The organism is Acinetobacter sp. YH12045 (genome assembly GCF_013419925.1).
In the GTDB taxonomy this organism is placed as follows: domain Bacteria; phylum Pseudomonadota; class Gammaproteobacteria; order Pseudomonadales; family Moraxellaceae; genus Acinetobacter; species Acinetobacter amyesii.
In genome coordinates this window covers 223385-246370 of sequence record NZ_VOZE01000004.1, presented here as the reverse complement: position 1 = coordinate 246370, position 22986 = coordinate 223385, and the positions used below count along the sequence as shown (strand labels likewise).

General features: G+C 42.0%; 19 protein-coding genes and 5 tRNA genes. 1 reads left to right on the top strand and 23 read right to left on the bottom strand.

Translation table 11 applies throughout. The features are described from left to right. Position 1: 1 nt before the first annotated feature. The 4 genes from FTU02_RS07775 to FTU02_RS07760 all read right to left on the bottom strand — a co-directional run bounded on the left by FTU02_RS07775 (position 2) and on the right by FTU02_RS07760 (position 3745). Positions 2-349, bottom strand: a complete 348-nt coding sequence (locus FTU02_RS07775) for a lysozyme inhibitor LprI family protein (protein WP_078189819.1) — start codon at positions 347-349, stop codon at positions 2-4. A gap of 162 nt (positions 350-511) precedes the next feature. Beyond that, positions 512-1099 (bottom strand): OmpW family protein, encoded by a 588-nt coding sequence (locus FTU02_RS07770; protein WP_180024739.1) that lies wholly within the window; start codon positions 1097-1099, stop codon positions 512-514. Between the two features lie 306 nt (positions 1100-1405). Next, positions 1406-2773: a Na+/H+ antiporter family protein gene (locus FTU02_RS07765; protein WP_180156589.1), complete on the bottom strand. Its 1368-nt coding sequence runs from the start codon at positions 2771-2773 to the stop codon at positions 1406-1408. A 96-nt stretch (positions 2774-2869) separates the two neighbouring features. Beyond that, positions 2870-3745 carry an alpha/beta fold hydrolase gene (locus FTU02_RS07760; RefSeq protein ID WP_180156587.1) on the bottom strand — a complete coding sequence of 292 codons (876 nt, stop codon included), beginning with the start codon at positions 3743-3745 and terminating at the stop codon, positions 2870-2872. Positions 3746-3873: 128 nt separating this feature from the next. Here FTU02_RS07760 and FTU02_RS07755 point away from each other — a divergent pair, with 128 nt between their 5' ends. Then, complete coding sequence (locus tag FTU02_RS07755) at positions 3874-4356, top strand: DUF4442 domain-containing protein (protein WP_078189823.1); 483 nt, start codon at positions 3874-3876, stop codon at positions 4354-4356. Between the two features lie 50 nt (positions 4357-4406). Here FTU02_RS07755 and FTU02_RS07750 read toward each other — a convergent pair whose 3' ends face one another. The 19 genes from FTU02_RS07750 to FTU02_RS07660 form a co-directional block, all read right to left on the bottom strand. Next, positions 4407-4763 (bottom strand): DNA transfer protein p32, encoded by a 357-nt coding sequence (locus FTU02_RS07750; protein WP_078192840.1) that lies wholly within the window; start codon positions 4761-4763, stop codon positions 4407-4409. Positions 4764-4893: 130 nt separating this feature from the next. Further along, complete coding sequence (locus FTU02_RS07745; protein WP_111885842.1) at positions 4894-5436, bottom strand: hypothetical protein; 543 nt, start codon at positions 5434-5436, stop codon at positions 4894-4896. A 159-nt stretch (positions 5437-5595) separates the two neighbouring features. Beyond that, complete coding sequence (gene rpoC / locus FTU02_RS07740; RefSeq protein WP_078192842.1) at positions 5596-9795, bottom strand: DNA-directed RNA polymerase subunit beta'; 4200 nt, start codon at positions 9793-9795, stop codon at positions 5596-5598. Between the two features lie 141 nt (positions 9796-9936). After that, positions 9937-14025, bottom strand: coding sequence for a DNA-directed RNA polymerase subunit beta (gene rpoB / locus FTU02_RS07735; protein ID WP_180024736.1), 4089 nt, complete (start codon positions 14023-14025; stop codon positions 9937-9939). Positions 14026-14328: 303 nt separating this feature from the next. Continuing rightward, complete coding sequence (gene rplL / locus FTU02_RS07730) at positions 14329-14700, bottom strand: 50S ribosomal protein L7/L12 (protein ID WP_078189828.1); 372 nt, start codon at positions 14698-14700, stop codon at positions 14329-14331. 48 nt (positions 14701-14748) lie between these two features. Then, complete coding sequence (gene rplJ / locus FTU02_RS07725) at positions 14749-15255, bottom strand: 50S ribosomal protein L10 (RefSeq protein WP_111885844.1); 507 nt, start codon at positions 15253-15255, stop codon at positions 14749-14751. A gap of 301 nt (positions 15256-15556) precedes the next feature. Then, the gene (rplA, locus tag FTU02_RS07720) at positions 15557-16252 is read right to left on the bottom strand and encodes a 50S ribosomal protein L1 (RefSeq protein ID WP_078189830.1); all 696 of its coding nucleotides are present in this window, start codon (positions 16250-16252) and stop codon (positions 15557-15559) included. Positions 16253-16255: 3 nt separating this feature from the next. Beyond that, positions 16256-16684, bottom strand: coding sequence for a 50S ribosomal protein L11 (gene rplK / locus FTU02_RS07715; RefSeq protein WP_004868049.1), 429 nt, complete (start codon positions 16682-16684; stop codon positions 16256-16258). A gap of 115 nt (positions 16685-16799) precedes the next feature. After that, complete coding sequence (nusG, locus tag FTU02_RS07710) at positions 16800-17333, bottom strand: transcription termination/antitermination protein NusG (RefSeq protein ID WP_078189831.1); 534 nt, start codon at positions 17331-17333, stop codon at positions 16800-16802. Positions 17334-17340: 7 nt separating this feature from the next. Then, complete coding sequence (secE, locus tag FTU02_RS07705) at positions 17341-17781, bottom strand: preprotein translocase subunit SecE (protein ID WP_078189832.1); 441 nt, start codon at positions 17779-17781, stop codon at positions 17341-17343. 76 nt (positions 17782-17857) lie between these two features. Beyond that, positions 17858-17933 (bottom strand) — tRNA-Trp (locus FTU02_RS07700). A 55-nt stretch (positions 17934-17988) separates the two neighbouring features. Continuing rightward, on the bottom strand, positions 17989-19179 hold the full coding sequence (gene tuf, locus FTU02_RS07695) for an elongation factor Tu (RefSeq protein ID WP_180077405.1): 1191 nt from the start codon (positions 19177-19179) through the stop codon (positions 17989-17991). Between the two features lie 155 nt (positions 19180-19334). Next, positions 19335-19409: transfer RNA gene (locus FTU02_RS07690), tRNA-Thr, on the bottom strand. 23 nt (positions 19410-19432) lie between these two features. Further along, positions 19433-19508, bottom strand: a tRNA-Gly gene (locus FTU02_RS07685). Positions 19509-19546: 38 nt separating this feature from the next. Next, positions 19547-19630 (bottom strand) — tRNA-Tyr (locus tag FTU02_RS07680). 54 nt (positions 19631-19684) lie between these two features. Further along, positions 19685-19760 (bottom strand) — tRNA-Thr (locus FTU02_RS07675). Between the two features lie 98 nt (positions 19761-19858). Continuing rightward, positions 19859-21352: an anthranilate synthase component I gene (gene trpE / locus FTU02_RS07670; RefSeq protein ID WP_078193306.1), complete on the bottom strand. Its 1494-nt coding sequence runs from the start codon at positions 21350-21352 to the stop codon at positions 19859-19861. A 117-nt stretch (positions 21353-21469) separates the two neighbouring features. Beyond that, a complete protein-coding gene (gene gph / locus FTU02_RS07665; RefSeq protein WP_180113619.1) occupies positions 21470-22138 on the bottom strand; it encodes a phosphoglycolate phosphatase in 669 nt (222 codons plus the stop codon). Positions 22139-22215: 77 nt separating this feature from the next. Then, positions 22216-22965, bottom strand: coding sequence for an FHA domain-containing protein (locus FTU02_RS07660; RefSeq protein WP_180156584.1), 750 nt, complete (start codon positions 22963-22965; stop codon positions 22216-22218). Between the last annotated feature and the right edge of the window lie 21 nt (positions 22966-22986).

Below are 22986 nucleotides of genomic sequence, written 5' to 3'. Positions count from 1 at the left end.
TTTAAAAAGGTCCTTGTTTATAAACGCGGTCCATGTAGAGATCCAGTTTTTGCTGCCGCATTTTATATACATCACTTAAACAACTGACATTGTCACGGCACTGATCGCGTAGTTGTAGCCATTTTATTTGTTGATCTTGAATTGCACCACGTGTCCCCATGGGAACTAAATGACGAATAATCGTATAGGTCGTGGCCATTTTGACATCGGCATCATTAATACTCCGGTTATCACAAACCGCATGTTCGGTAATGGTTTTCGCCTTTTTACAATCAAAACTTGCGGCATAACTTGTCGAAATAAAATAAGCACTGCCCAAGACCAGCATACCCTGAATAATTTTTTTCATCGTCTTTTCTCTTCTTTCAACTTGCTGATTTATTTCGACTCTAACAGTTCCACCTAAATTTTCTATTGCCTATTTGTTCAATTCGATCAACTGATGAATGGAATATGCTGCATAAAAAAAAACCCTGCCTAATGGCGGCAGGGTTTTAAGATCAGTTAAAGCTTAGAATTTGTAGCTATAACCAATTGTATACACCATAGGATCGATATCTAAATCGAATTTACCGCCACCTAATTCATCAATTAAAGTCACTTCAGGGCTTAATTGAGCATAGCGAGCATCGAAGTATACACCCCAGTTTTTCGCATCAGCTGGTTGGTAATTAAAGCCGACTTGACCTGCAAAACCAAAATCTTCTTTTACATTTTTAGCCGCGCCAGATTCATCCCAAGCAACAAATGCTGTACCACCTACACCAATATATGGTGTAAAGCGTGTTGAATTTTTAAAGTTATATTTCGCAGTAATTGTTGGTGGAAGATGCTTAATTTTAGCAGCTTTATCACCATCCAAAAGTACATCATGACCAATTGGAGTAGCTAAAAGTAATTCAGCTGAAATGTTGTCATTAAAGAAATATTCAACCGATGGTGTAAATGCTAACTCATCATCCGCTTTTACTGTACCTAATGCGGTTTCAGTGTCACCTGTTGGAGAAATTACAGAACCACCAACTTTAACCTGCCATTGACCAGCCATCGCTGAAGCAGACATACCCAATAATGCAATAAGAGCAGCTTGTTTTAACATTTTTAAGCAACCTTCTAGAATGAATAATTAATATTAAACATTAGTATTAAAATTATGCAATAACATTATTTAATAATTTATTACACTATTATATAAGTTATTATTAATTAACTATATTTATTTTAATCATAGCACAAAGGTTGGTTTTATTTATCAACCATTATAATTAACTTATTATTTAAAATATACCAACCATTTTAATCAGAATTAATCAAATGAATTATTTTAATCCAACTAAATTAATCAAGTTTAAATAATAAAAAAGGCGATTATATAATCGCCTTTTTATTTATCTTTGAAAATTTTTTAGAGTACCATTGCGGCAATCCAACCAAAGATCATTAATGGAATATTGTAGTGAATGAAGGTCGGGACCACACTGTCTTTCATGTGGTCATGCTGACCATCCATATTAAGGCCTGATGTTGGGCCTAAAGTTGAGTCTGATGCCGGAGAACCTGCATCTCCTAAAGCTGCTGCTGTACCAATAACGGCAATCGTTGCCGCTGGGCTAAAACCAAATTGAATACAAAGTGGTACATAAATAATGGCCAAAATTGGGATTGTTGAGAATGAAGAACCAATACCTAAGGTAATTAATAACCCAATTAATAACATCCAAAATGCCGCTAAACCTTGGCTGTTTCCAATCCATTCAACTGAAGCTTGTACCAGTGTTGGTACTTGATTCGTAGCCTCAATCACAGATGCAAAGCCTTGCGCAGAAATCATAATGAAACCCACCAGTGCCATCATGCGCATACCACTGATAATGACATCGTCGGCTTCTTTCCACTTAAAGATACCTGCACAGCTTAAGATCGCAACACCAACGAGACCGGCCAAAATCATCGACTCAGATATGACTTGAACAGAAAGCGTAGCAACCACTGCAACCGCAGCCATAATCAAAGTAAATTTAGCGACTTGTGGTTTACCATTTTCATCTGCTTTTACATCAGATGAGATGGTGTGCTGTGATTCCTTAATCTGAACGTCAGCATACTCTCGTGGTTTACGGTAGCTATAAAAAACAGCAATTAATAAGCCAACAAACATCCCAAATACTGGAATTGCCATAGCAGTTGGAATTTGATCATAGCTGATATGAAAACCATACGGCTTACCAAAGGTATTGATGTTTTGACCTAAAATATCATTAAGGAAAATAGCACCAAAACCAAAAGGTACCAGCATATAAGTCGCCACAAGACCAAAAGTCAGAACACAAGCAATCAAACGACGGTCAAGTTTTAAATGATTAAATACGCTGAGTAATGGTGGAATTAATACTGGAATAAACGCAATGTGCACTGGAATCACGTTTTGTGAACATACGGCGGCTAAAGCGATAGTAGCGAAAATTACGTATTTCACGCGATTCTGGGCTTTCACATTACTGTTACCTTTGAGTTTAGTAATGAGTTGATAAGCCAGTAAATCTGGCAAACCTGAACGCGCAAGTGCCAAAGCAAATGCCCCCAACACGCCATAAGCAAGTGCGATTTGAGCACCGTTGCCTAAGCCACTATTAAACGCTTCGATGGTGCCATGAATACCAAGACCAGCTAACAAGCCACCTGTTACTGCACCAATGATCAGCGCAAATACAACAGGCACGCGTGCCAGCGACAGTCCAAACATGACTGTAATTGCGGCAAGAATAGCAAACATAAGAAAAAAGGGAGTCTGACAAAAAACCGTATTTTATCAGAATTTGCTCGCTATTTAGCCCTCTATCGATGAAACTGACACTGTTGAAAGATTTACTTAAAGCTGCTGTGATTGCGCAAATTGAGCGATGTAACCTGCAATTTTTTCGGGTTGGCTCAGCACGGCCCAATGATTGGCATTGACTTCAACTACAGATAAATCTTCAACCCAATTAGGTAATTCTTTAATGTAATCTGGACTGACAAAATTATCATGTTTCAACACAATCGCTTGTACAGGACAGACCGCATGACGTTGTCTAGGCTGAGTTAAGCGGGGAATAAAATTAGCACGGTAAAGCGCAATACCGTGTTTACCATCATGCTGAATATTATGATTCAAAGGCAATTCTTGAGTACGTTCTAAATCATTCACAATTTTTCCCCAACGTTCAGCATTCAAAAAATGCCACGCCGTCGGTGCCAAAAATGGTAATTGGAATACGCCGATGTACCATGACTTACTTAATAATTTGAGTAATTTTTTCTGCTGATGCTTAAAGCTATTTCTGAGCAAAAATGCCGCATGATCCAAACATGGCCCAGAAATAGTTGAATAAGACAAAATATGTGAGCGAAATTTTGGCTCAGTCACCGATTCCCAAGATTGGATAGAGCCCCAATCATGCGCGGCCAAATGAAAACTACGCTCGCCTAATACCGCTTGCGTCACACTATCTAAATCAAGTGAAAGTTGTTCTAAACGGTAATCTCGTACTTTACGGGGCACAGATGACTGCCCTGCACCTCGCACGTCATAGCTCACAATATAAAATTCAGAACCAAGATGTTCAATAACCGGTTCCCATACTTCCTGATTATCAGGATAACCATGAACCAAAACCAATGCCGGCTTAGTTTCATCACCCCATGTCTTCACATAGAGCCGTTGTTGATCTGCGGTATTCACCCATTGCGTATTTAGTGGTTGCATTCTTCTTGTCCTTTTATCGATTCCATCGAATTGACGTTTTATTTGTGAACATGGGCAATGTGATCAATGCCACAGTTTTGAAACTCATTTAGTATGCAAAGTTCAGCATAAAAAAAAATTGACCCAGTATGAGCATAATCCAGAAAATAATGACAATGCCTATTGTCTCTAAATTCTTACTCAATCATTATGCCCCTTATAAAGGTGCTGGCATTTCGATTGATAAAATTGATCTCGCCAATTATCACATTCGCGTCAAAATGCCATTAACTCGTAAAAATCAAAATATCGTCGGTGTACATTTTGGCGGTAGTCTATATTCAATGGTTGACCCATTTTATATGTTGATTTTGATGCATCATCTGGGCTCACGTTATATCGTGTGGGACAAAGCTGCAAATATCCAATTTTTATCCCCTGGGCGTGGAACGGTATACGCTGACATCCAGCTCGACCCAAATGAAATCAACCATATTAAAAACTTAGCAGATAACCACGCACCTGTACTACGGAACTATAGCTTAAATATTTTTGATGAAGCAGGCTTACGTATCGCTGAAGTTCAAAAAACCCTATACATTCGTCGCAAGCAACCCCGTCCACGCAAATAAAAAAGGCGCTTATCTTTAAGCGCCTTTTCATTCAAATTTATCGGATTGGATTAGCGATTTTGCTCAATTGCAGCACCTGCGCCACCACCGATTGCACCACCAATCGCAGCACCAGTGTTACCACCAAAGATACTTTTACCGACTGCAGAACCAATCGCACCACCTACACCACTATATGTGGCATTTCGGTTTGAACCGTTTTGAGTTTTACTACCGACAGCTGCACCAGCACCACCACCAACGGCTGCACCTACACCACCACCGACATTATTACCCACACCACCACCTATGGCACCACCTAAAGCTGCAGCACCAATACGTTGTTCATTTGGCGACATGCTTTCACAACCAGCAAGCATTAGGGTCGACATCATCGCGACTGCGCATACGCTCATTACTTTTTTCATTGTGATGTTCCTTGTCTTCTTCAATACCTATGATTCTAAAACCATTGTATGAAACAATTAAACATAGCTTGTTACGGCTTGGAGCATAAATGCTGCATTTTGTAAAAAATCACGCCTAATCGCTCACGAATCACTCAGGGTTTTCATCCAAAATCATCAAATCTTTTGTGGTTTCACCATTTTCAGTCAGCACAGCATGAGAGAGTTTAGCTTTGCTTTCTGGATCAGTTGCCTGATCTAGTTTTAGCGTGCGTTTAATCGGGTCTTGCCCTTTCTTAAACTCTACGCCTTCTGCATCAATATTGGTGTTTTGACGAATAATCTGACCGTCCTGTTTCACCGTCGTCTTGGTTTCAATTTTAGAGGTCGGGACGATGACGCCACCACGTTGTAGTACTGGAATCGATAATTTCTTTTCAGAAAAATCACTTTGATGATCTGAAAGTTCAATTTCACGTGCCACGATATCCTGACCTTTATTGGTCATTTCTAACACTGTTGCAGTCACTTGGCGTACAGGTTCTTGACCTGCAACACGGCGAATCACTTCTGTTTTTAGTACTGGAACTACAGCTTTATCTTCAACCACAATCGAATTGGGCATAGGTGCAGCAATCGCTGTCAATGAGCTGAATAATGCAGAAACTGCGAATAATTGTTGTGCGAATTTCATCAAAAGACCCCGTTATGTTTAAGTTTAAAAATCAAGAGATTTGTTATGTTCTATTTTTACTATAGGAAATAAATCAACATTAGGAAAGCTTTAATTTTCAATTCATCCGCATAAAAAAAGCCACCCAAAGGTGGCTTTTTTGAAAGATTTAAGGGCTAATTAAAGACCGTTAAATTCATCGCTAAATGCTTGGCTTAATGCTTGATCTACATCAGAGAAATCATTGTGAAGCTCAAGCTCTGCAGCTTCAGACTCTTGACGACGACGTTCTAAGTGGTAAGCCAAACCTGTACCCGCTGGGATCAGACGACCTACAACTACGTTTTCTTTCAGACCACGTAATTCATCTTCTTTACCTGTTACAGCAGCTTCAGTTAACACACGAGTTGTTTCCTGGAACGATGCAGCAGAAATGAACGAGTCAGTAGAAAGCGACGCTTTGGTAATACCCATCAATTGACGTTCAAACTTCGCTGGGAACTTGTTCTGAGCTGCCACAGCTTGGTTTTCTTGAACAACGCGGATGTATTCCACTTGCTCGCCTTTGATAAAGCTTGTATCACCACCGTCAGTGATTTCAACTTTACGAAGCATTTGACGTACGATCACTTCAATGTGCTTGTCGTTGATTTTTACACCTTGCAGACGGTATACGTCCTGAACTTCGTTCACGATGTAATTTGTCAGTGCAACTTCGCCTTTCAAACGTAAGATGTCGTGTGGGTTTTGCGGACCATCAGAAATGGTTTCACCACGGTTCACATGCTCGCCTTCGAACACGTTAATCGTACGCCATTTCGGAATTAGCTCTTCGTAAATCTCAGAGCCATCATCCGGAGTAATCACAAGACGGTTCTTACCTTTGGTCTCTTTACCGAAGCTTACGATACCTGAAATTTCAGCAAGGATCGCATGTTCTTTCGGTTTACGTGCTTCGAACAAGTCAGCTACACGCGGTAGACCACCGGTAATATCACGTGTACGTGAAGATTCTTGTGGTACACGACCAATAACGTCACCGACACCAATTGTTTCGCCGTCGCGCACAGTCAGAATCGTGTTTTGTGGTAGGAAGTAGAACTGTTCGCCGCCATCTGTTGTATCCAATACAACAGCTGGACGCATATCTTTACCAGATGCTGGACGTGAAGTTACTGGAAGTACCTCAATAGTCGTCATACCTGTTGCATCATCAGTTTTCGATGTCACAGTTACGCCATCAGCGATTTGGCTGAAACGCACTTTACCTGCAACTTCGGTAACCAATGGATGTGTATGCGGATCCCAAGTCGCTACGATACCGCCAGCTTCCACAGCTTCTCCATCTTTAATGATGATTGAAGCACCGTATGGAATTTTGTAACGTTCGCGTTCACGACCGATGTCATCCGCAATACCGATTTCACCTGAACGTGAAGTTGATACCAAGTGACCTTTAGCGTGTTGTACTGTTTTCACATTGTGGAAACGTACTGTACCTTTGTTACGAACTTGTACGCTGTTAGCAGCAGAAGTTCGGCTCGCAGCACCACCTACGTGGAACGTACGCATTGTTAACTGTGTACCTGGCTCACCAATTGATTGAGCAGCCATTACACCCACAGATTCACCTGGATTCACCAAGTGACCGCGAGCAAGGTCACGACCGTAACATTTCGCACATACACCGAAAGTAGATTCACAGTTTACAACTGAACGTACTTTCACTTCATCGACACCTTGCTCTTCTAAGTAGTTTGCAAGTTTTTCGTCGATTAATGTATTACGTGGAAGAATCACATCATCCGAACCTGGTTTCTTCGCATCTTCAGCAAGTACACGACCCAATACTCGAGTACCTAAGTTCTCGATGACATCGCCACCTTGAATGAATGGAGTCATTACAAGACCGTCGAAAGTACCACAATCTGGCTCAGTAATTACCAAGTCTTGTGCTACGTCAACCAAACGACGAGTCAAGTAACCTGAGTTCGCAGTTTTCAATGCAGTATCGGCCAAACCTTTACGTGCACCGTGTGTTGAAATGAAGTACTGAAGTACGGTCAAACCTTCACGGAAGTTTGCTTTAATTGGTGTTTCAATGATCGAACCATCTGGTTTTGCCATCAAACCACGCATACCCGCTAACTGACGAATCTGAGCTGCCGAACCACGGGCACCTGAGTCAGACATCATGTAAATCGAGTTGAATGATTTTTGTTTCTCGTCTTCACCCTGTTTGTTTTTAACAGTTGTGAAAGACAAGTTGTCCATCATCGCTTTCGCTACTTGGTCGTTTGTACGCGCCCAAATATCGACAACTTTGTTATATCGTTCGCCGGCAGTTACGAAACCTTGCTCAAACTGTTGTTCGATTTCACGAACTTCAACTTCAGCTTTTTCGATAATTGCTTGTTTTTGTGGCGGAATTAACATGTCTTCCATACCAACAGACACACCTGAGTGAGTCGCTTGACGGAAGCCCAAGTACATTAATTGGTCAGCAAAGATAACAGTATCTTTTAGACCCAATTTACGGTAGCAAGAGTTGATCAATTTAGAGATGTTCTTTTTAGTCATCTCAACGTTGATTTGTTGGAAATCCATACCTTCAGGTACAACTTCCCAAAGTAAACAACGACCTGGAGTTGTGTCTACAACAATGGTTTGTTGTTCACGGTTACCATTTTCGTCAATGACAGTTTGGTGTACACGTGCTTTTACGCGAGCGTGTAAATCAACTTGACCTGTTGCAAGTGCACGGTTTACTTCGTCAGTATCCGCAAACACCATGCCTTCACCTTTGGCATTGATCGCATCACGAGTGATGTAGTACAAGCCTAAGACAACGTCCTGAGAAGGTACGATGATTGGCTCACCGTTCGCAGGAGAAAGAATGTTGTTTGTTGACATCATTAACGCACGAGCTTCTAACTGAGCTTCAAGTGTTAATGGTACGTGTACCGCCATTTGGTCACCGTCGAAGTCGGCGTTAAATGCCGCACAAACTAACGGGTGAAGACGGATCGCTTTACCTTCAATCAGGGTTGGTTCAAATGCTTGAAGACCCAAACGGTGAAGTGTAGGCGCACGGTTCAACATCACTGGATGTTGACGAATTACGTGAGCAAGTACGTCCCAAACTTCTGGAGTTTCACGCTCAACCATTTTCTTCGCAGCTTTAATGGTTGTCGCTTGGCCAGATGCTTGTAGTTTCGCAAAAATGAATGGTTTGAATAATTCAAGCGCCATTTTTTTCGGAAGACCACATTGGTGAAGACGTAAAGTCGGACCTACGGTAATTACCGAACGACCAGAGTAATCGACACGTTTACCCAATAAGTTTTGACGGAAACGACCTTGTTTACCTTTGATCATGTCTGCCAAAGATTTAAGAGGACGTTTATTCGAACCAGTAATTGCGCGACCACGACGACCGTTATCAAGTAATGCATCAACAGACTCTTGTAACATACGTTTTTCGTTACGTACGATAATGTCTGGTGCTGCAAGGTCTAGAAGACGTTTCAAACGGTTGTTACGGTTGATTACACGACGGTAAAGATCGTTCAAGTCAGAAGTCGCAAAACGACCACCTTCTAGAGGAACCAACGGACGAAGATCAGGTGGAAGTACTGGAAGTACATTCATCACCATCCATTCTGGCTTATTGTTCGATTCTTTGAACGCTTCCATCAATTTCAGACGTTTAGAAGCTTTTTTAAGCTTTGTTTCTGAAGTCGTATTTGGAATTTCTTCACGCAGACGAGAAATTTCAGCTTCAAGATCGATGTCTTTCAACAAGTCTTGAACTGCTTCCGCACCCATTTTCGCAGTGAATTCATCACCGTGTTCTTCTAAAGCAGTGAAGTATTCTTCATCGTTTAGAAGTTGGTATTTCTCAAGTGGAGTCATACCTGGGTCAGTTACAACGTATGATTCGAAATACAATACACGTTCGATATCACGTAAAGTCATGTCTAAAAGCAGACCGATACGGCTAGGAAGTGATTTTAAGAACCAAATATGTGCAACTGGAGAAGCAAGGTCAATATGACCCATACGCTCACGACGTACTTTTGCAGTTGTTACTTCAACGCCACATTTTTCACAAATGACGCCTTTGTATTTCATACGCTTGTATTTACCACACAAGCATTCGTAATCTTTTACTGGACCAAAGATTTTGGCACAGAATAAACCATCACGTTCAGGTTTGAACGTACGGTAGTTAATGGTTTCAGGCTTTTTAACTTCACCATGAGACCACGACTTAATCATTTCTGGTGACGCAAGACCAATACGGATGCGATCAAACTCTACAGGAGCATGACCGTCTGAATCCGTCTTTTTGCGCATGATATCGAGCAAGTCTTTCAATTTTTTTCTCCGTGTGTTGTGGAGATTTTCACTTCACAACTGGGTCACAAATATTGTTTTTTTAACTGAGAAATCCCCCTTGCCCCTCTTGATTAAAGAGGTGAGAAGCACTGCTTCGCAAGGGAGATTCAATGGAACTAATTAGTCACCATTTTTCAGTTCAATGTTGATACCTAAAGAACGGATCTCTTTGGTCAATACGTTGAACGATTCAGGCATACCTGGGTCCATGTAATGGTTACCATCTACAATGTTCTTATAGATACGGGTACGACCTTCAACGTCATCCGACTTCACAGTAAGCATTTCTTGAAGTGTGTATGCTGCACCGTAAGCTTCGAGTGCCCATACTTCCATCTCACCGAAACGCTGACCACCGAATTGTGCTTTACCACCAAGCGGCTGTTGAGTTACTAGAGAGTAAGAACCAGTAGAACGCGCATGCATCTTGTCGTCAACCAAGTGGTTCAGTTTCAACATGTACATGTAACCCACAGTTACTGGACGGTCAAAACGTTCACCTGTACGACCATCATACAATACTGTTTGACCAGTACGTGAAATGCCACCAAGTTCTAACAATTCTTTGATTTGTGATTCTTCAGCACCATCAAATACCGGTGTTGCTAAAGGAACACCTTTACGCAAGTTACCTGAAAGCACCAAGATTTCTTCATCAGTCAAGCTATCAAGATCTTCTTGTTCGCCACCAACTTTGTTGTAAATCTTGTCTAAGAAATCACGAAGCTCAAGTACAGTACGTTGCTCTTTCATCATCTTGTCGATTTGATCGCCAAGACCTTTAGCCGCCATACCTAAGTGAGTTTCAAGAATCTGACCCACGTTCATACGTGATGGTACACCCAATGGGTTAAGTACAACATCAACTGGAACACCGTTTGCATCGTGTGGCATGTCTTCTACAGGTAGGATGTTTGATACAACACCTTTGTTACCGTGACGACCCGCCATTTTATCACCCGGTTGGATGCGACGTTTTACAGCTAGATAAACTTTAACAACTTTTAGTACACCAGTTGTCAGCTCATCACCTGTAGACAATTTACGTTTTTTCTCTGCAAATTTTTCGTCAATTTCAAGGCTCTTCTCTTTCAAGAACACTTGAATTTGAGTTAAACGCTCAGCAATCGCTTCGTCAACTGGTTGGATTTCAATAAGATCAACCAACTCAAGACCAGACAATAACTCTTCAGTTAATTTGTCACCGCGTTTAGTTGTACCGCCACCATTCGATTCTTGACCTTTCAACAAACGAACAATACGTTCACGAGCTGCTTCTTCAAAGATTTTGAATTCTTCTTTCAAATCTTTACGGTAAGCATCTAATTGAGCTTTTTCAATTGCTTGAGCACGTTCGTCTTTTTCAAGACCATCACGTGTAAACACTTGAACGTCAATAACAGTACCTTTAACACCAGAAGATACACGTAAAGATGAATCTTTAACGTCAGCCGCTTTTTCGCCGAAGATTGCACGAAGAAGTTTTTCTTCCGGAGTAAGTTGGGTTTCACCCTTAGGTGTTACTTTACCTACAAGGATATCGCCCGCTGTTACTTCAGCACCGATGTAAACAATACCTGACTCATCAAGTTTAGAAAGTGCTGCTTCACCCACGTTCGGGATATCGGCAGTAATTTCTTCCGCACCCAATTTAGTATCACGTGCTACACATGACAATTCTTGAATGTGGATGGATGTTAAACGATCTTCTTGAAGCACACGCTCAGATAATAAGATCGAGTCTTCATAGTTGTAACCGTTCCAAGTCATGAATGCTACGCGCATGTTTTGACCCAATGCCAATTCACCGCCATCTGTAGATGGACCATCAGCTAATACGTCACCACGACCCACTTGATCACCAAGGCTTACAAGCACTTTTTGGTTAATACAAGTGTTTTGGTTAGAACGTGTATATTTGATCAGGTTGTAGATATCTACACCCGCTTCACCCGCGATCATTTCGTCTTCGTTTACACGAATAACAACACGAGACGCGTCGACGAATTCAATACGGCCACCACGTTTCGCAAGAACACATACACCTGAGTCGTGCGCTACGTTTGCTTCCATACCTGTACCAACAAGCGGCTTGTCAGCGATCAACGTAGGTACTGCCTGACGTTGCATGTTTGAACCCATCAATGCACGGTTGGCATCATCGTGTTCAAGGAATGGAATAAGTGATGCAGCAACAGATACCACCTGCTGTGCAGATACGTCCATATGCGTCACTTTTTCAGGAGGCATACGTACGAAATCACCCTGGTGACGTACAGAAACAAATTCTTCTGTTAAATTACCGTCTTTATCTACACCTGAATCGGCCTGTGCAATCACAGTACCTACTTCTTCAATCGCAGAAAGGTATTCAACGTCATCCGTTACACGACCATCAACAACTTTACGGTAAGGCGTTTCTAAGAAACCAAAATCATTCGCTTTCGCATAAACAGAAAGTGAGTTGATCAAACCAATGTTTGGACCTTCAGGAGTCTCAATTGGACATACACGACCGTAGTGAGTTTGATGTACGTCACGTACTTCGAAGCCCGCACGTTCACGAGTCAAACCACCTGGGCCCAATGCTGATACACGACGTTTGTGTGTAATTTCAGACAACGGGTTGTTTTGGTCCATGAACTGAGACAACTGGCTTGAACCAAAGAATTCTTTGATTGCAGCAGCAACTGGTTTCGCATTGATTAAATCTTGCGGAGACAAGTTATCAGTTTCAGCTTGAGATAAACGTTCTTTAACAGCACGTTCAACACGAACTAGACCAACACGGAATTGGTTTTCTGTCATTTCACCAACAGAACGAACACGACGGTTACCCAAGTGATCGATATCGTCGACTTCACCTTTACCGTTACGGATTTCAACTAATGTTTTCAATACATCAGTGATGTCTTCGTTCGAAAGAATACCTTCAACTTCACGAGACTTCTGATCCGTACCCACTTCGTAAGGACGACCCAAACGACGGTTGAACTTCATACGACCTACTGGTGATAAGTCATAACGTTCAGAAGAGAAGAACAAGTTGTTGAATAAGTTTTCAGCAGCTTCTTTTGTTGGTGGCTCACCCGGACGCATCACTTTGTAGATTTCTACAAGTGCTTCTTCACGACCAGTTGTAGTATCTGCACGTAAAGAGTCCGCAATGAATGGGCCACGGTCGATGTCATTGGTATAAAGTACGTTGAATTGTTTAACGCCGCCTTCAGCCAATTTCACCATAATTTCATGGCTTAGTACTGTATTTGCAGCAATTACTTCGCCATCACGTAACGTTACATCTTCAGCAACAATACGTTCATATAGGTATTCATCAGGAACAGAAAGTTTTTCAAGACCTGCTGCTTCCATTTGACGAACATGGCGCGCGTTAATACGTTTACCTTGTTCAACAATTGTCTTACCGTCTGTACCCACGATATCAAACTGTGCCATTTCGCCACGTAGACGTTCTGGAACCAAGTCAATTTGATAGCTACCCATATCAAGATATACAGGTACTTTTTCGTAGAACATGTCTAGGATTTGTTCGTTGTTATAACCCAAGGCACGAAGCACAACAGTCGCAAGTAATTTACGACGACGGTCAATACGAACATATACAAGATCTTTTGCATCGAATTCAAAGTCTAACCATGAACCACGGTAAGGAATGATACGAGCAGAGTAAAGAACTTTACCGCTAGAGTGAGTTTTGCCTTTATCGTGGTCAAAGAATACACCTGGTGAACGGTGTAATTGAGATACGATTACACGCTCAGTACCATTGATCACAAAGGTACCGTTGTCTGTCATAAGTGGCATTTCACCCATGTAGACTTCTTGCTCACGCACATCTTTGATTGTTTTAGTTTCGCGATCTTTAATGATCAGACGAATTTTTACACGCATTGGCGCCGCATAAGTTGAGCCACGAAGAATACATTCGCGCACATCAAATTCAGGCTTACCAAGACTATACTCAACAAATTCTAAAGCAGCATTGCCAGAATAACTTTCAATAGGAAAAACTGAACGAAATGCGGCTTGGAGACCGATATCTTCGCGGTTTTTTGGAGTTTTGCCGTCTTGAAGGAAAGTTCGGTACGAGTCGACTTGAATCGCGAGCAAGTACGGAACATCCATTACCTTGGGCAATTTACCAAAATTCTTACGGATCCGTTTCTTTTCGGTATATGAGTATGCCATCTGGAGTCCTCGGAAAGTAAACTAAGTCCGCCTGCAGAACGAACTTAGAAGGAATTACGCAGGCCGATATGGCCACCACTTTCACAAATGCTGCAATTTTTAGTGGTATTAAAACGCTTAACAATATTTTTTACTGAAAAATATTGGTAAGCGTTTGGTTTTATAAATTATTTTTAATTTGTATGATTTTTATATCATGCAAACAAAAATCGAGCCGATTATTGTAACGCAAAAAGGCTGATGACCCAAGGGCCACCAGCCATTTTTTGGAGCCGATTATAAAAAAATCGACTCCCCTTAAGATTACTTAAGTGTAACTGTAGCACCAGCTTCTTCAAGTTTTTTCTTAAGTTCTTCGCCTTCTTCTTTAGAAACGCCTTCTTTAAGAACTGAAGGAGCGCTTTCAACAAGATCTTTAGCTTCTTTAAGACCAAGGCCAGTAGCTTCACGAACTGCTTTAATTACAGCAACTTTGTTAGCACCGAAAGAAGTCAACTCAACGTTGAATTCTGATTGTTCTTCAGCAGCAGCACCAGCAGCGCCAGGAGCAGCAGCAACTGCTACAGCAGCAGCAGATACGTTGAATTTTTCTTCGAAAGCAGAAATAAGTTCAACAAGTTCAAGAACAGTTTTTTCAGCAACTGCGTTTAAGATTTCTTCGTTTGTTAAAGCCATGAGAGTAACTCCAAATGGGTATTGAATGGTGTGTAAATTGATTTAAGCTTAAGCAGCTTCTGACTCGTTTTTCTCTTTGAGCGCAGTAATAAGGCGACCCAATTTCGAAATAGGAGCTTGAAGAACGTTTGCAAGCATAGTAAGCGCTTTCTCTTGGTTTGGAAGGTTCGCGATAACGCTAACTTCAGCACCTTGATAAACCTTACCGTCAAATGCAGCAGCTTTAAGTTCAAATGCTTTATTAGTTTTAGCAAATTCTTCGAACAAACGAGCAGCTGCGCCCATGTCGTCTTCAGAAGTTGAGAAAGCTAAGATTGTTGGGCCAACAAGGTTGTCGCTCAAGATATTGAATTGAGTATCTTGAAGAGCACGTTTAGCCAAAGTGTTACGAACTACACGAGTAGCAACACCTAGTTTACGAGCTTCAACACGTAGAGCAGTTAATTGCTCAACAGTTAAACCTTGATAGTCAGCAACAACAGCAGCATACGCAGTAGAAGCAACTTCAGTTACTTCAGCTACGATCTGTTTTTTGCCTTCGATAAGAAGAGCCATTGTAAAACCTCCTAACGGTGATTTATGCACCTATACAGATGCACTCCCAATTCGTTAGCTCATCACTGAACCAACACGCGGAGGAGGAACAAATCACACCACCGCGTCTACTCAGGCTGGCCTATTAAGAAGAAAGCATAAAACTCCCCTCGCCTGAGGTCTTTGACGCTGATAAATCTAAATTTATCAATTCAAAGTTTGCCTGAATTACGCAATATACGACGAAGTGCTTCTTGCGTAATATTTAAAGCAGCGCTTTAAATATTACTCAGGGCTTTAAAATTCTGTAATAAGTCGAAACTTATTTAGAAACGTTTGCTACATCAACAACAAGACCAGGACCCATAGTTGAGCTTAAAGTGATCTTTTGGATGTAAACACCTTTAGAAGTAGCAGGTTTTGCTTTCTTAAGGTCAGCTACAAGAGCTTCAACGTTTGAACGAACAGCTTCAGCAGTAAAACCTACTTGACCGATCGCAGCGTGGATAATACCCGCTTTGTCTACACGGTAACGTGCTTGACCAGCTTTCGCGTTTTTAACAGCAGAAGCTACGTCAGGAGTTACAGTACCCACTTTAGGGTTTGGCATTAAGCCACGTGGACCAAGAATCGTACCTAACTTACCAACAACGCGCATTGCATCCGGAGCTGCAATTACTACGTCAAAGTCAAGGTTACCCGCTTGGATGCTTTCAGCAAGATCATCAAAACCAACAACGTCCGCGCCTTCAGCTTTAGCAGCTTCAGCAGCAGCGCCTTGAGCAAACACAGCTACACGTACAGTTTTACCAGTACCTGCAGGAAGTGTAGTCGCGCCACGAACAACTTGGTCAGATTTACGAGGATCAACACCTAGGTTTACAGCAACATCCAAAGATTCTTTGAATTTTACTGCTGGAAGGCCGTTAAGAACTGCAACTGCTTCTTCCAAAGTGTAAACTTTGTTAGCTTCAACAGCAGCAACAATGGCTTTTTGACGTTTAGTTAATTTAGCCATGTCTTATAGCTCCACTTCCAAGCCCATAGAACGCGCAGAACCAGCAATGGTACGTACACGTGCGTCTAAATCAGCACCAGTAAGATCTGGTTCTTTAGTAGTCGCAATTTCTTCTAATTGAGCGCGAGTCAACTTACCAACTTTAGTTTTGTTAGGTACAGCTGAACCCTTTTGGATGCCCGCAGCTTTCTTAAGAAGAATCGCAGCAGGAGGAGTTTTCATGATGAATGTGAACGACTTGTCGTTGTACACAGTGATCACTACTGGAATTGGAAGACCAGCTTCAACTTTTTGTGTCGCAGCATTGAATTCTTTACAGAATGCCATGATGTTAACACCACGTTGACCTAGTGCAGGACCAATCGGTGGAGATGGATTTGCTTTACCAGCTGGAACTTGCAGCTTGATATAGCCGTCAATCTTCTTAGCCATTTCAATTACCTCTGGGTACTAACGCCGCTAGGCTCCCCATACATATAAGTAACGATACCGTTACAACAACAATGCCCGACTCATAACAAATCGGGCGTTTATCAACCAAGTTAAATTAAACCGATTTTTCGACTTGGCGAAATTCCAGCTCAACCTGAGTTGGTCGATTAAATACATTAATCGTCAACGTTAAACGTGACTTATCGTATAGAACTTCTTCCACCACGCCTTTAAAATCGGTGAATGGACCGTCAATTACGAGTAATTCTTCACCTGGTTCAAACATCGTCTTAGGACGAGGTGCTTCGCCAGTATTGCGTACACGTGCAAGAATCGCATCAGCTTCTTTTTGCGTAATTGGTGCAGGCTTTTCTGCAGTACCACCGATGAAACCTAATACTTTTGGACATTCTTTAACAATGTGCCAAGTTTCATCATTCATTTCCATCTCGACTAACACATAGCCAGGAAAGAATTTACGCTCAGATTTACGTTTCTTACCATCCTTCATTTCCACTACTTCTTCAGTAGGGACAAGGACTTCACCAAAGCTATCGGCTACAGCGCTACGCTGGATTCGATCATTAAGTGAGCGTAACACTTGTTTTTCATAGCCTGAATAGGCATGAATAATGTACCAACGTTTCATAGCTCTCTTACCCGATAATAAACTTCATTAACCAGCTCAAAGCATAGTCAAAGCACCATAATAAAATAGATGCCACTAAGACTACCGCAAGTACCTGCCAAGATGTGGTCATGGTCTCTTGCTTGGTTGGCCAAGTCACTCGACGTAACTCAATTCGAGCATCTTTCAACAATCGAACAAAGCCTTTGCCTTGATGGGTGGCGTATAATAAACCTAAAGCCACGATGATACAAGCCAAAATTACCCCAACACGGACCCAAACATCATTCGCTGGTGCCCAGTATGCTGGCAAATGTTGATTCACCATCATAGAACTACCGAGTAAAATCAACGCGATAACCCATAGAACATAGTCTAAAGGGGAACCAGAATTAACAACTTCAGCAGGATTATTTCTTTGAGGAATTGGCGCGTCGCTTAATGCGTCACGCGATTTATCATTCGACATTTTTGTACTCGTCGTAGGATTCGCGACTTATTATATGACCAGTTGAGCCAGCATCAAGCTTCTTTTTAAAAAAATTTGGCAGGCCAGGAGGGACTCGAACCCCCAACATTCGGTTTTGGAGACCGACGCTCTACCAATTGAACTACTGACCTGCAGAGCAAATCGAGAGTCGAAACTCTCGATCTGTACAAAGATAACTGTATTATATTATGCAGTTACTTTAGAAACAACACCCGCACCAACTGTACGGCCACCTTCACGGATTGCAAAGCGTAAGCCAGCATCCATTGCGATTGGGTGGATTAATTCTACTGACATTTCTACGTTGTCACCAGGCATAACCATTTCAACGCCTTCTTTAAGCGAGATCGCACCAGTTACGTCAGTTGTACGGAAGTAGAACTGTGGACGGTAACCGTTAAGGAATGGAGTATGACGACCACCTTCGTCTTTAGAAAGTACGTATACTTCTGCGTCGAATTTAGTATGCGGTTTGATTGTACCTGGTTTAGCAAGTACTTGACCACGTTGAACGTCTTCACGTTTAGTACCACGTAGAAGAACACCACAGTTCTCGCCCGCACGACCTTCGTCAAGAAGTTTACGGAACATTTCTACGCCAGTTACAGTTGTTTTAACTGTATCTTTAATACCGACGATTTCAACTTCTTCACCTACTTTCACGATACCAGTTTCAACACGGCCAGTTACTACTGTACCACGACCTGAAATTGAGAATACGTCTTCGATTGGCATAAGGAATGCTTGGTCGATAGCACGTTCTGGTTCTGGGATGTAAGAGTCAAGAGCTTCAACAAGAGCAACTACAGCATCTTCGCCGTATTGACCAGCTTCACCATTAAGCGCTGCAAGAGCAGAACCACGGATTACTGGAGTGTCGTCGCCTGGGAAGTCATAAGTAGAAAGAAGTTCACGAACTTCCATTTCTACTAATTCAATTAATTCTTCGTCGTCTACGATATCGCATTTGTTTAGGAATACAACGATATAAGGTACACCTACCTGACGAGAAAGGAGGATGTGTTCACGAGTTTGTGGCATTGGACCATCAGTCGCCGAACAAACAAGGATCGCACCATCCATTTGCGCAGCACCAGTAATCATGTTTTTAACATAATCGGCGTGACCTGGGCAGTCTACGTGAGCGTAGTGACGGATTGGAGAATCGTATTCTACGTGTGAAGTATTAATTGTAATACCACGTGCTTTTTCTTCTGGTGCAGAGTCGATTGCAGCGTAATCTTTCGCTTCACCACCGAATTTTTTTGCACACACAGTTGCAATCGCAGCTGTTAAAGTCGTTTTACCATGGTCAACGTGACCGATTGTGCCCACGTTAACGTGCGGCTTATTACGTTCAAACTTAGCCTTAGCCATGCTTTTCTTCCTCGTTTACGTCGAACACAATTCTGAGTAAAACCCAGCTCCGACATATCGCCTAAAAAAAATAAACACCCAATACTTGAAAAGCAGACTAAAAAGCCTGCTTCTGGAATCTTGCGCAACATTTAAAGTTGCTAAACTGTAAAATCTGGAGCTCTTATCGAGATTTGAACTCGAGACCTCTCCCTTACCAAGGGAGTGCTCTACCACTGAGCTATAAGAGCAAATATAAGCACTTCAATAGATATGGAGCGGGAGACGAGGGTCGAACTCGCGACATGTAGCTTGGAAGGCTACCGCTCTACCAACTGAGCTACTCCCGCACGATGTTGGTACAAACCACTTATTGAAGTCTTAAAATTGGTGGTGAGGGAAGGATTCGAACCTTCGAAACTTTCGTAGCGGAGTTACAGTCCGCCCCCTTTGACCGCTCGGGAACCTCACCATTTTACACTTACTTCAGTGTCGTTCTTTCTACTCACTCTCAAACTTTCTAAGATGGTGCCGGCACACGGATTCGAACTGTGGACCTACTGATTACAAGTCAGTTGCTCTACCAACTGAGCTATGCCGGCGTTTCTTAGTGTTTCGTACGTTTCGTATCGGAACGGTGTGCAGTTTAGCAAATCTTGAAATCCTTGCAAGTGTTTTTTCTAAAAAAAACGTGAAAAACTCATAAAATCAATCCATTTGATGATAATTCAACCGCTTTGATCACTGCGCGAGCTTTTATTTGGGTTTCATTCCACTCTGATTCAGGATTTGAGTCATAAACCACCCCTGCTCCAGCCTGAACATAGACCTTATTTTCTCGAATTACACAGGTACGAATCGCAATCGACATGTCCATTTCGCCATGCCAGCCTAAATAACCAACAGCACCACCAAAAATTCCACGTTTTACTGGTTCAACTTCGTCAATAATTTCCATAGCACGGATTTTTGGTGCGCCTGAAAGCGTACCCGCAGGGAATGTTGCCTTAAAAACATCCAAAGCATCTACATCATCACGTACTTCACCTTGCACATTTGACACAATGTGCATGACATGCGAATAACGTTCGATCACCATTTGATCAGTCACGTGAACTTTACCGATTTTAGAAACGCGTCCAACATCATTTCGCCCCAAATCGATCAACATCAAATGCTCTGCAATTTCTTTTTCATCAGATAACAAATCTTTTTCTAGCGCTAAATCTTCTTCTTTTGTTTTACCTCGTGGTCGCGTTCCCGCCAAAGGACGAACTGTTGCCACACCATTTTCTAAACGGGACAAAATTTCAGGTGATGAACCGACGATATGAAAAGGAATGTCATTTTCTAGTGTCTGCCCTTGCACCAAGAACAAATATGGCGATGGATTGAGGTGACGTAGTGCACGATAGACCTGTAAAGGCTCACCATCAAAATCGGATACCATACGATGACCTGGCACAACCTGCATCACATCACCTGCTTTAATGTACTCTTTTACTTTCGCAATAGAGTCAATAAAGTTATCGTGTCCGGTGATGGATTCAAACTGTGGTGCAGTATGCTTATTTGCTTTGAGTGCAATTGGGGTTGCCAAAAGTTCTTCTAGCTCATCCAATTGTTGCTGCGCCTTGGTATAGGCCTCAGCATCATTTACATCGGCATGCACAATTAAGAATAAGGTATCCTTAAGGTTATCAAAGACGATGACGGTTTTTGATAGCATCATCCAAATATCCGGAATCCCGACCGGGTCAGCTTCTGGAACATTATTGAGCTTTGGTTCGATATAACGTACAGCATCATAACCAAAGTATCCAACCAATCCACCGGTAAAGCTCGGCAACGCTGGCAAATCTTGCTGTGTAGGCACTTTATATTGTGCTTGGAAGTCACGAATGTATTGAAATGGGTCAGCACATTGTTGTTTTTCAACCGAGCCATCAGCATGTTGAACGGTCAACTGCCCTTCATTACACGAAAATACGGTGGACTCGCCCAAGCCAATAATGGAGTAACGCGCCCAGTTTTCGCCACCCTCTACAGATTCAAATAAATAGGCTTGTTTATGTTGTTTTAATCGCGCAAAGACAGAAAGTGGAGTTTCTGTATCTGCCAAGCGCTGACGATATACTGGAATCAAGTTATATCCAGCAGTTTTCAGTTGTTCAAATTGAGTTTGTGTAGTCATCTCGGTTTCTCTATTTTTCGCGTGGTCAATTTCAGTTAATTTCTTCTCATGCTGATTGAGTGACGCCATCGAAAACCTACACAGTTGCTCATTTTCACTTCCTTAACCCTACTTATTTCAACCCAATAATTCTTTTAAGTTATCAACCACGTGCTGCGGCTGACACTCTCGAATATTTTCACCATGATTATAGCCATAGCTGACCACAATACAATCAATACCCGCACGACGTGCTGCCTCTACATCATTGACAGAATCACCCACCATCAAAATTTGCTGTTTTGGCAAGGCATAATGTTCCGCACAATACTCTAGCTGCTTGGGATGTGGTTTACGCTCTTCAAAACGATCTCCGCCAATCACATCATCAAAGTATTCATGCATACCTAGTGCCTGCACAATACTGCGTGCCGGTTGCTCTGGTTTATTGGTCACACAAATCAGAATTTTCTCTTCTGCTTTTGCCCAATCCAAGAACGCTAGAATGCCGTCAAAGGGCTGCGTCAGAACACAAGGATCTGCATTGTAAATCTTTAGAAAAGTTTCCAGTAAAAGATGGTGCTGTGCGGCATCCACCTTCCCGGTCAAGTATTCAAGTACGCTATGACAAAACAATGAAGTTCCTTTCCCAATCCAGTTTCGCACCTGCGCTTCTGTGACCAACGGTAATTGCAACGCATTTAAACTCATATTCATCGCACGATGTAAGTCAGATGCTGAATCGACTAGCGTTCCATCCAGATCAAATAAAATCATTTGGCGTTCTGCTAAACGAACTTCAAACATAATGTCCCTCTATTTTTTTGTAAATTTTCCCCATAAAAAAGGCATGCCCATGCATGCCTTTTGAGGAATGTCTCGGTTTATTTAAACAAGACCCATGCAATAATTGCAAGAATGATTAAAACAATGACTGAGATTAAGCCCACAGAGGCATTTTTTTGCGCTTCACGCTCTTGCTCTACACATGTCGCTGGAATTTCTACATCACATGCTTCATTTTTCGGAGCAGCAGTAATGTCAACCCCCTCAGGGATTGGCGCAGGTTTAGGCACACCTACATTGGTCGGCATACCATCACGAGTCAATTGAACCGAGCCATCTCGCTCTTTCAACTCTGGCATACCTTGATCATTCATTTGTTGTGCTGCGGTTTTAACGACAGGCTCTTGTGCCTTAGTTTCAGACGTGTTTGCTACAGACTCTTGTGCCACAGTTTCAGAAACTGCAACAGCTTCAGACGGCTGCTGAACAAGTGTAATTTCTTCTGTTTGCAACGCTTCAACGCTTTGTTCGATATCCACTGGAATCTGAACAGCTTTAGCTGGAGCCAATAAACTAAACTTCACACTGGCAAACTGTACAATATCACCTTCTTTTAAAAGTGATTCACCAGTCAAACGGACATCATTAATAAACGTCCCATTGGATGAATTAAGATCTTGCAACCAGAGTGCCTGATCTTTCAGTACAAAGGCAGCATGTTTACGCGACACATCAGATTCTTGCAAAACAATATCTGCTTGTTGGTGGCGACCCACCAACATATCTCGTTCAATACTAATTTCTTGTCCTGTTAAATCACCAGAAATTGCTTGAATTTTCCAAGTCATGAAGTTAATTCTCTATTGCTC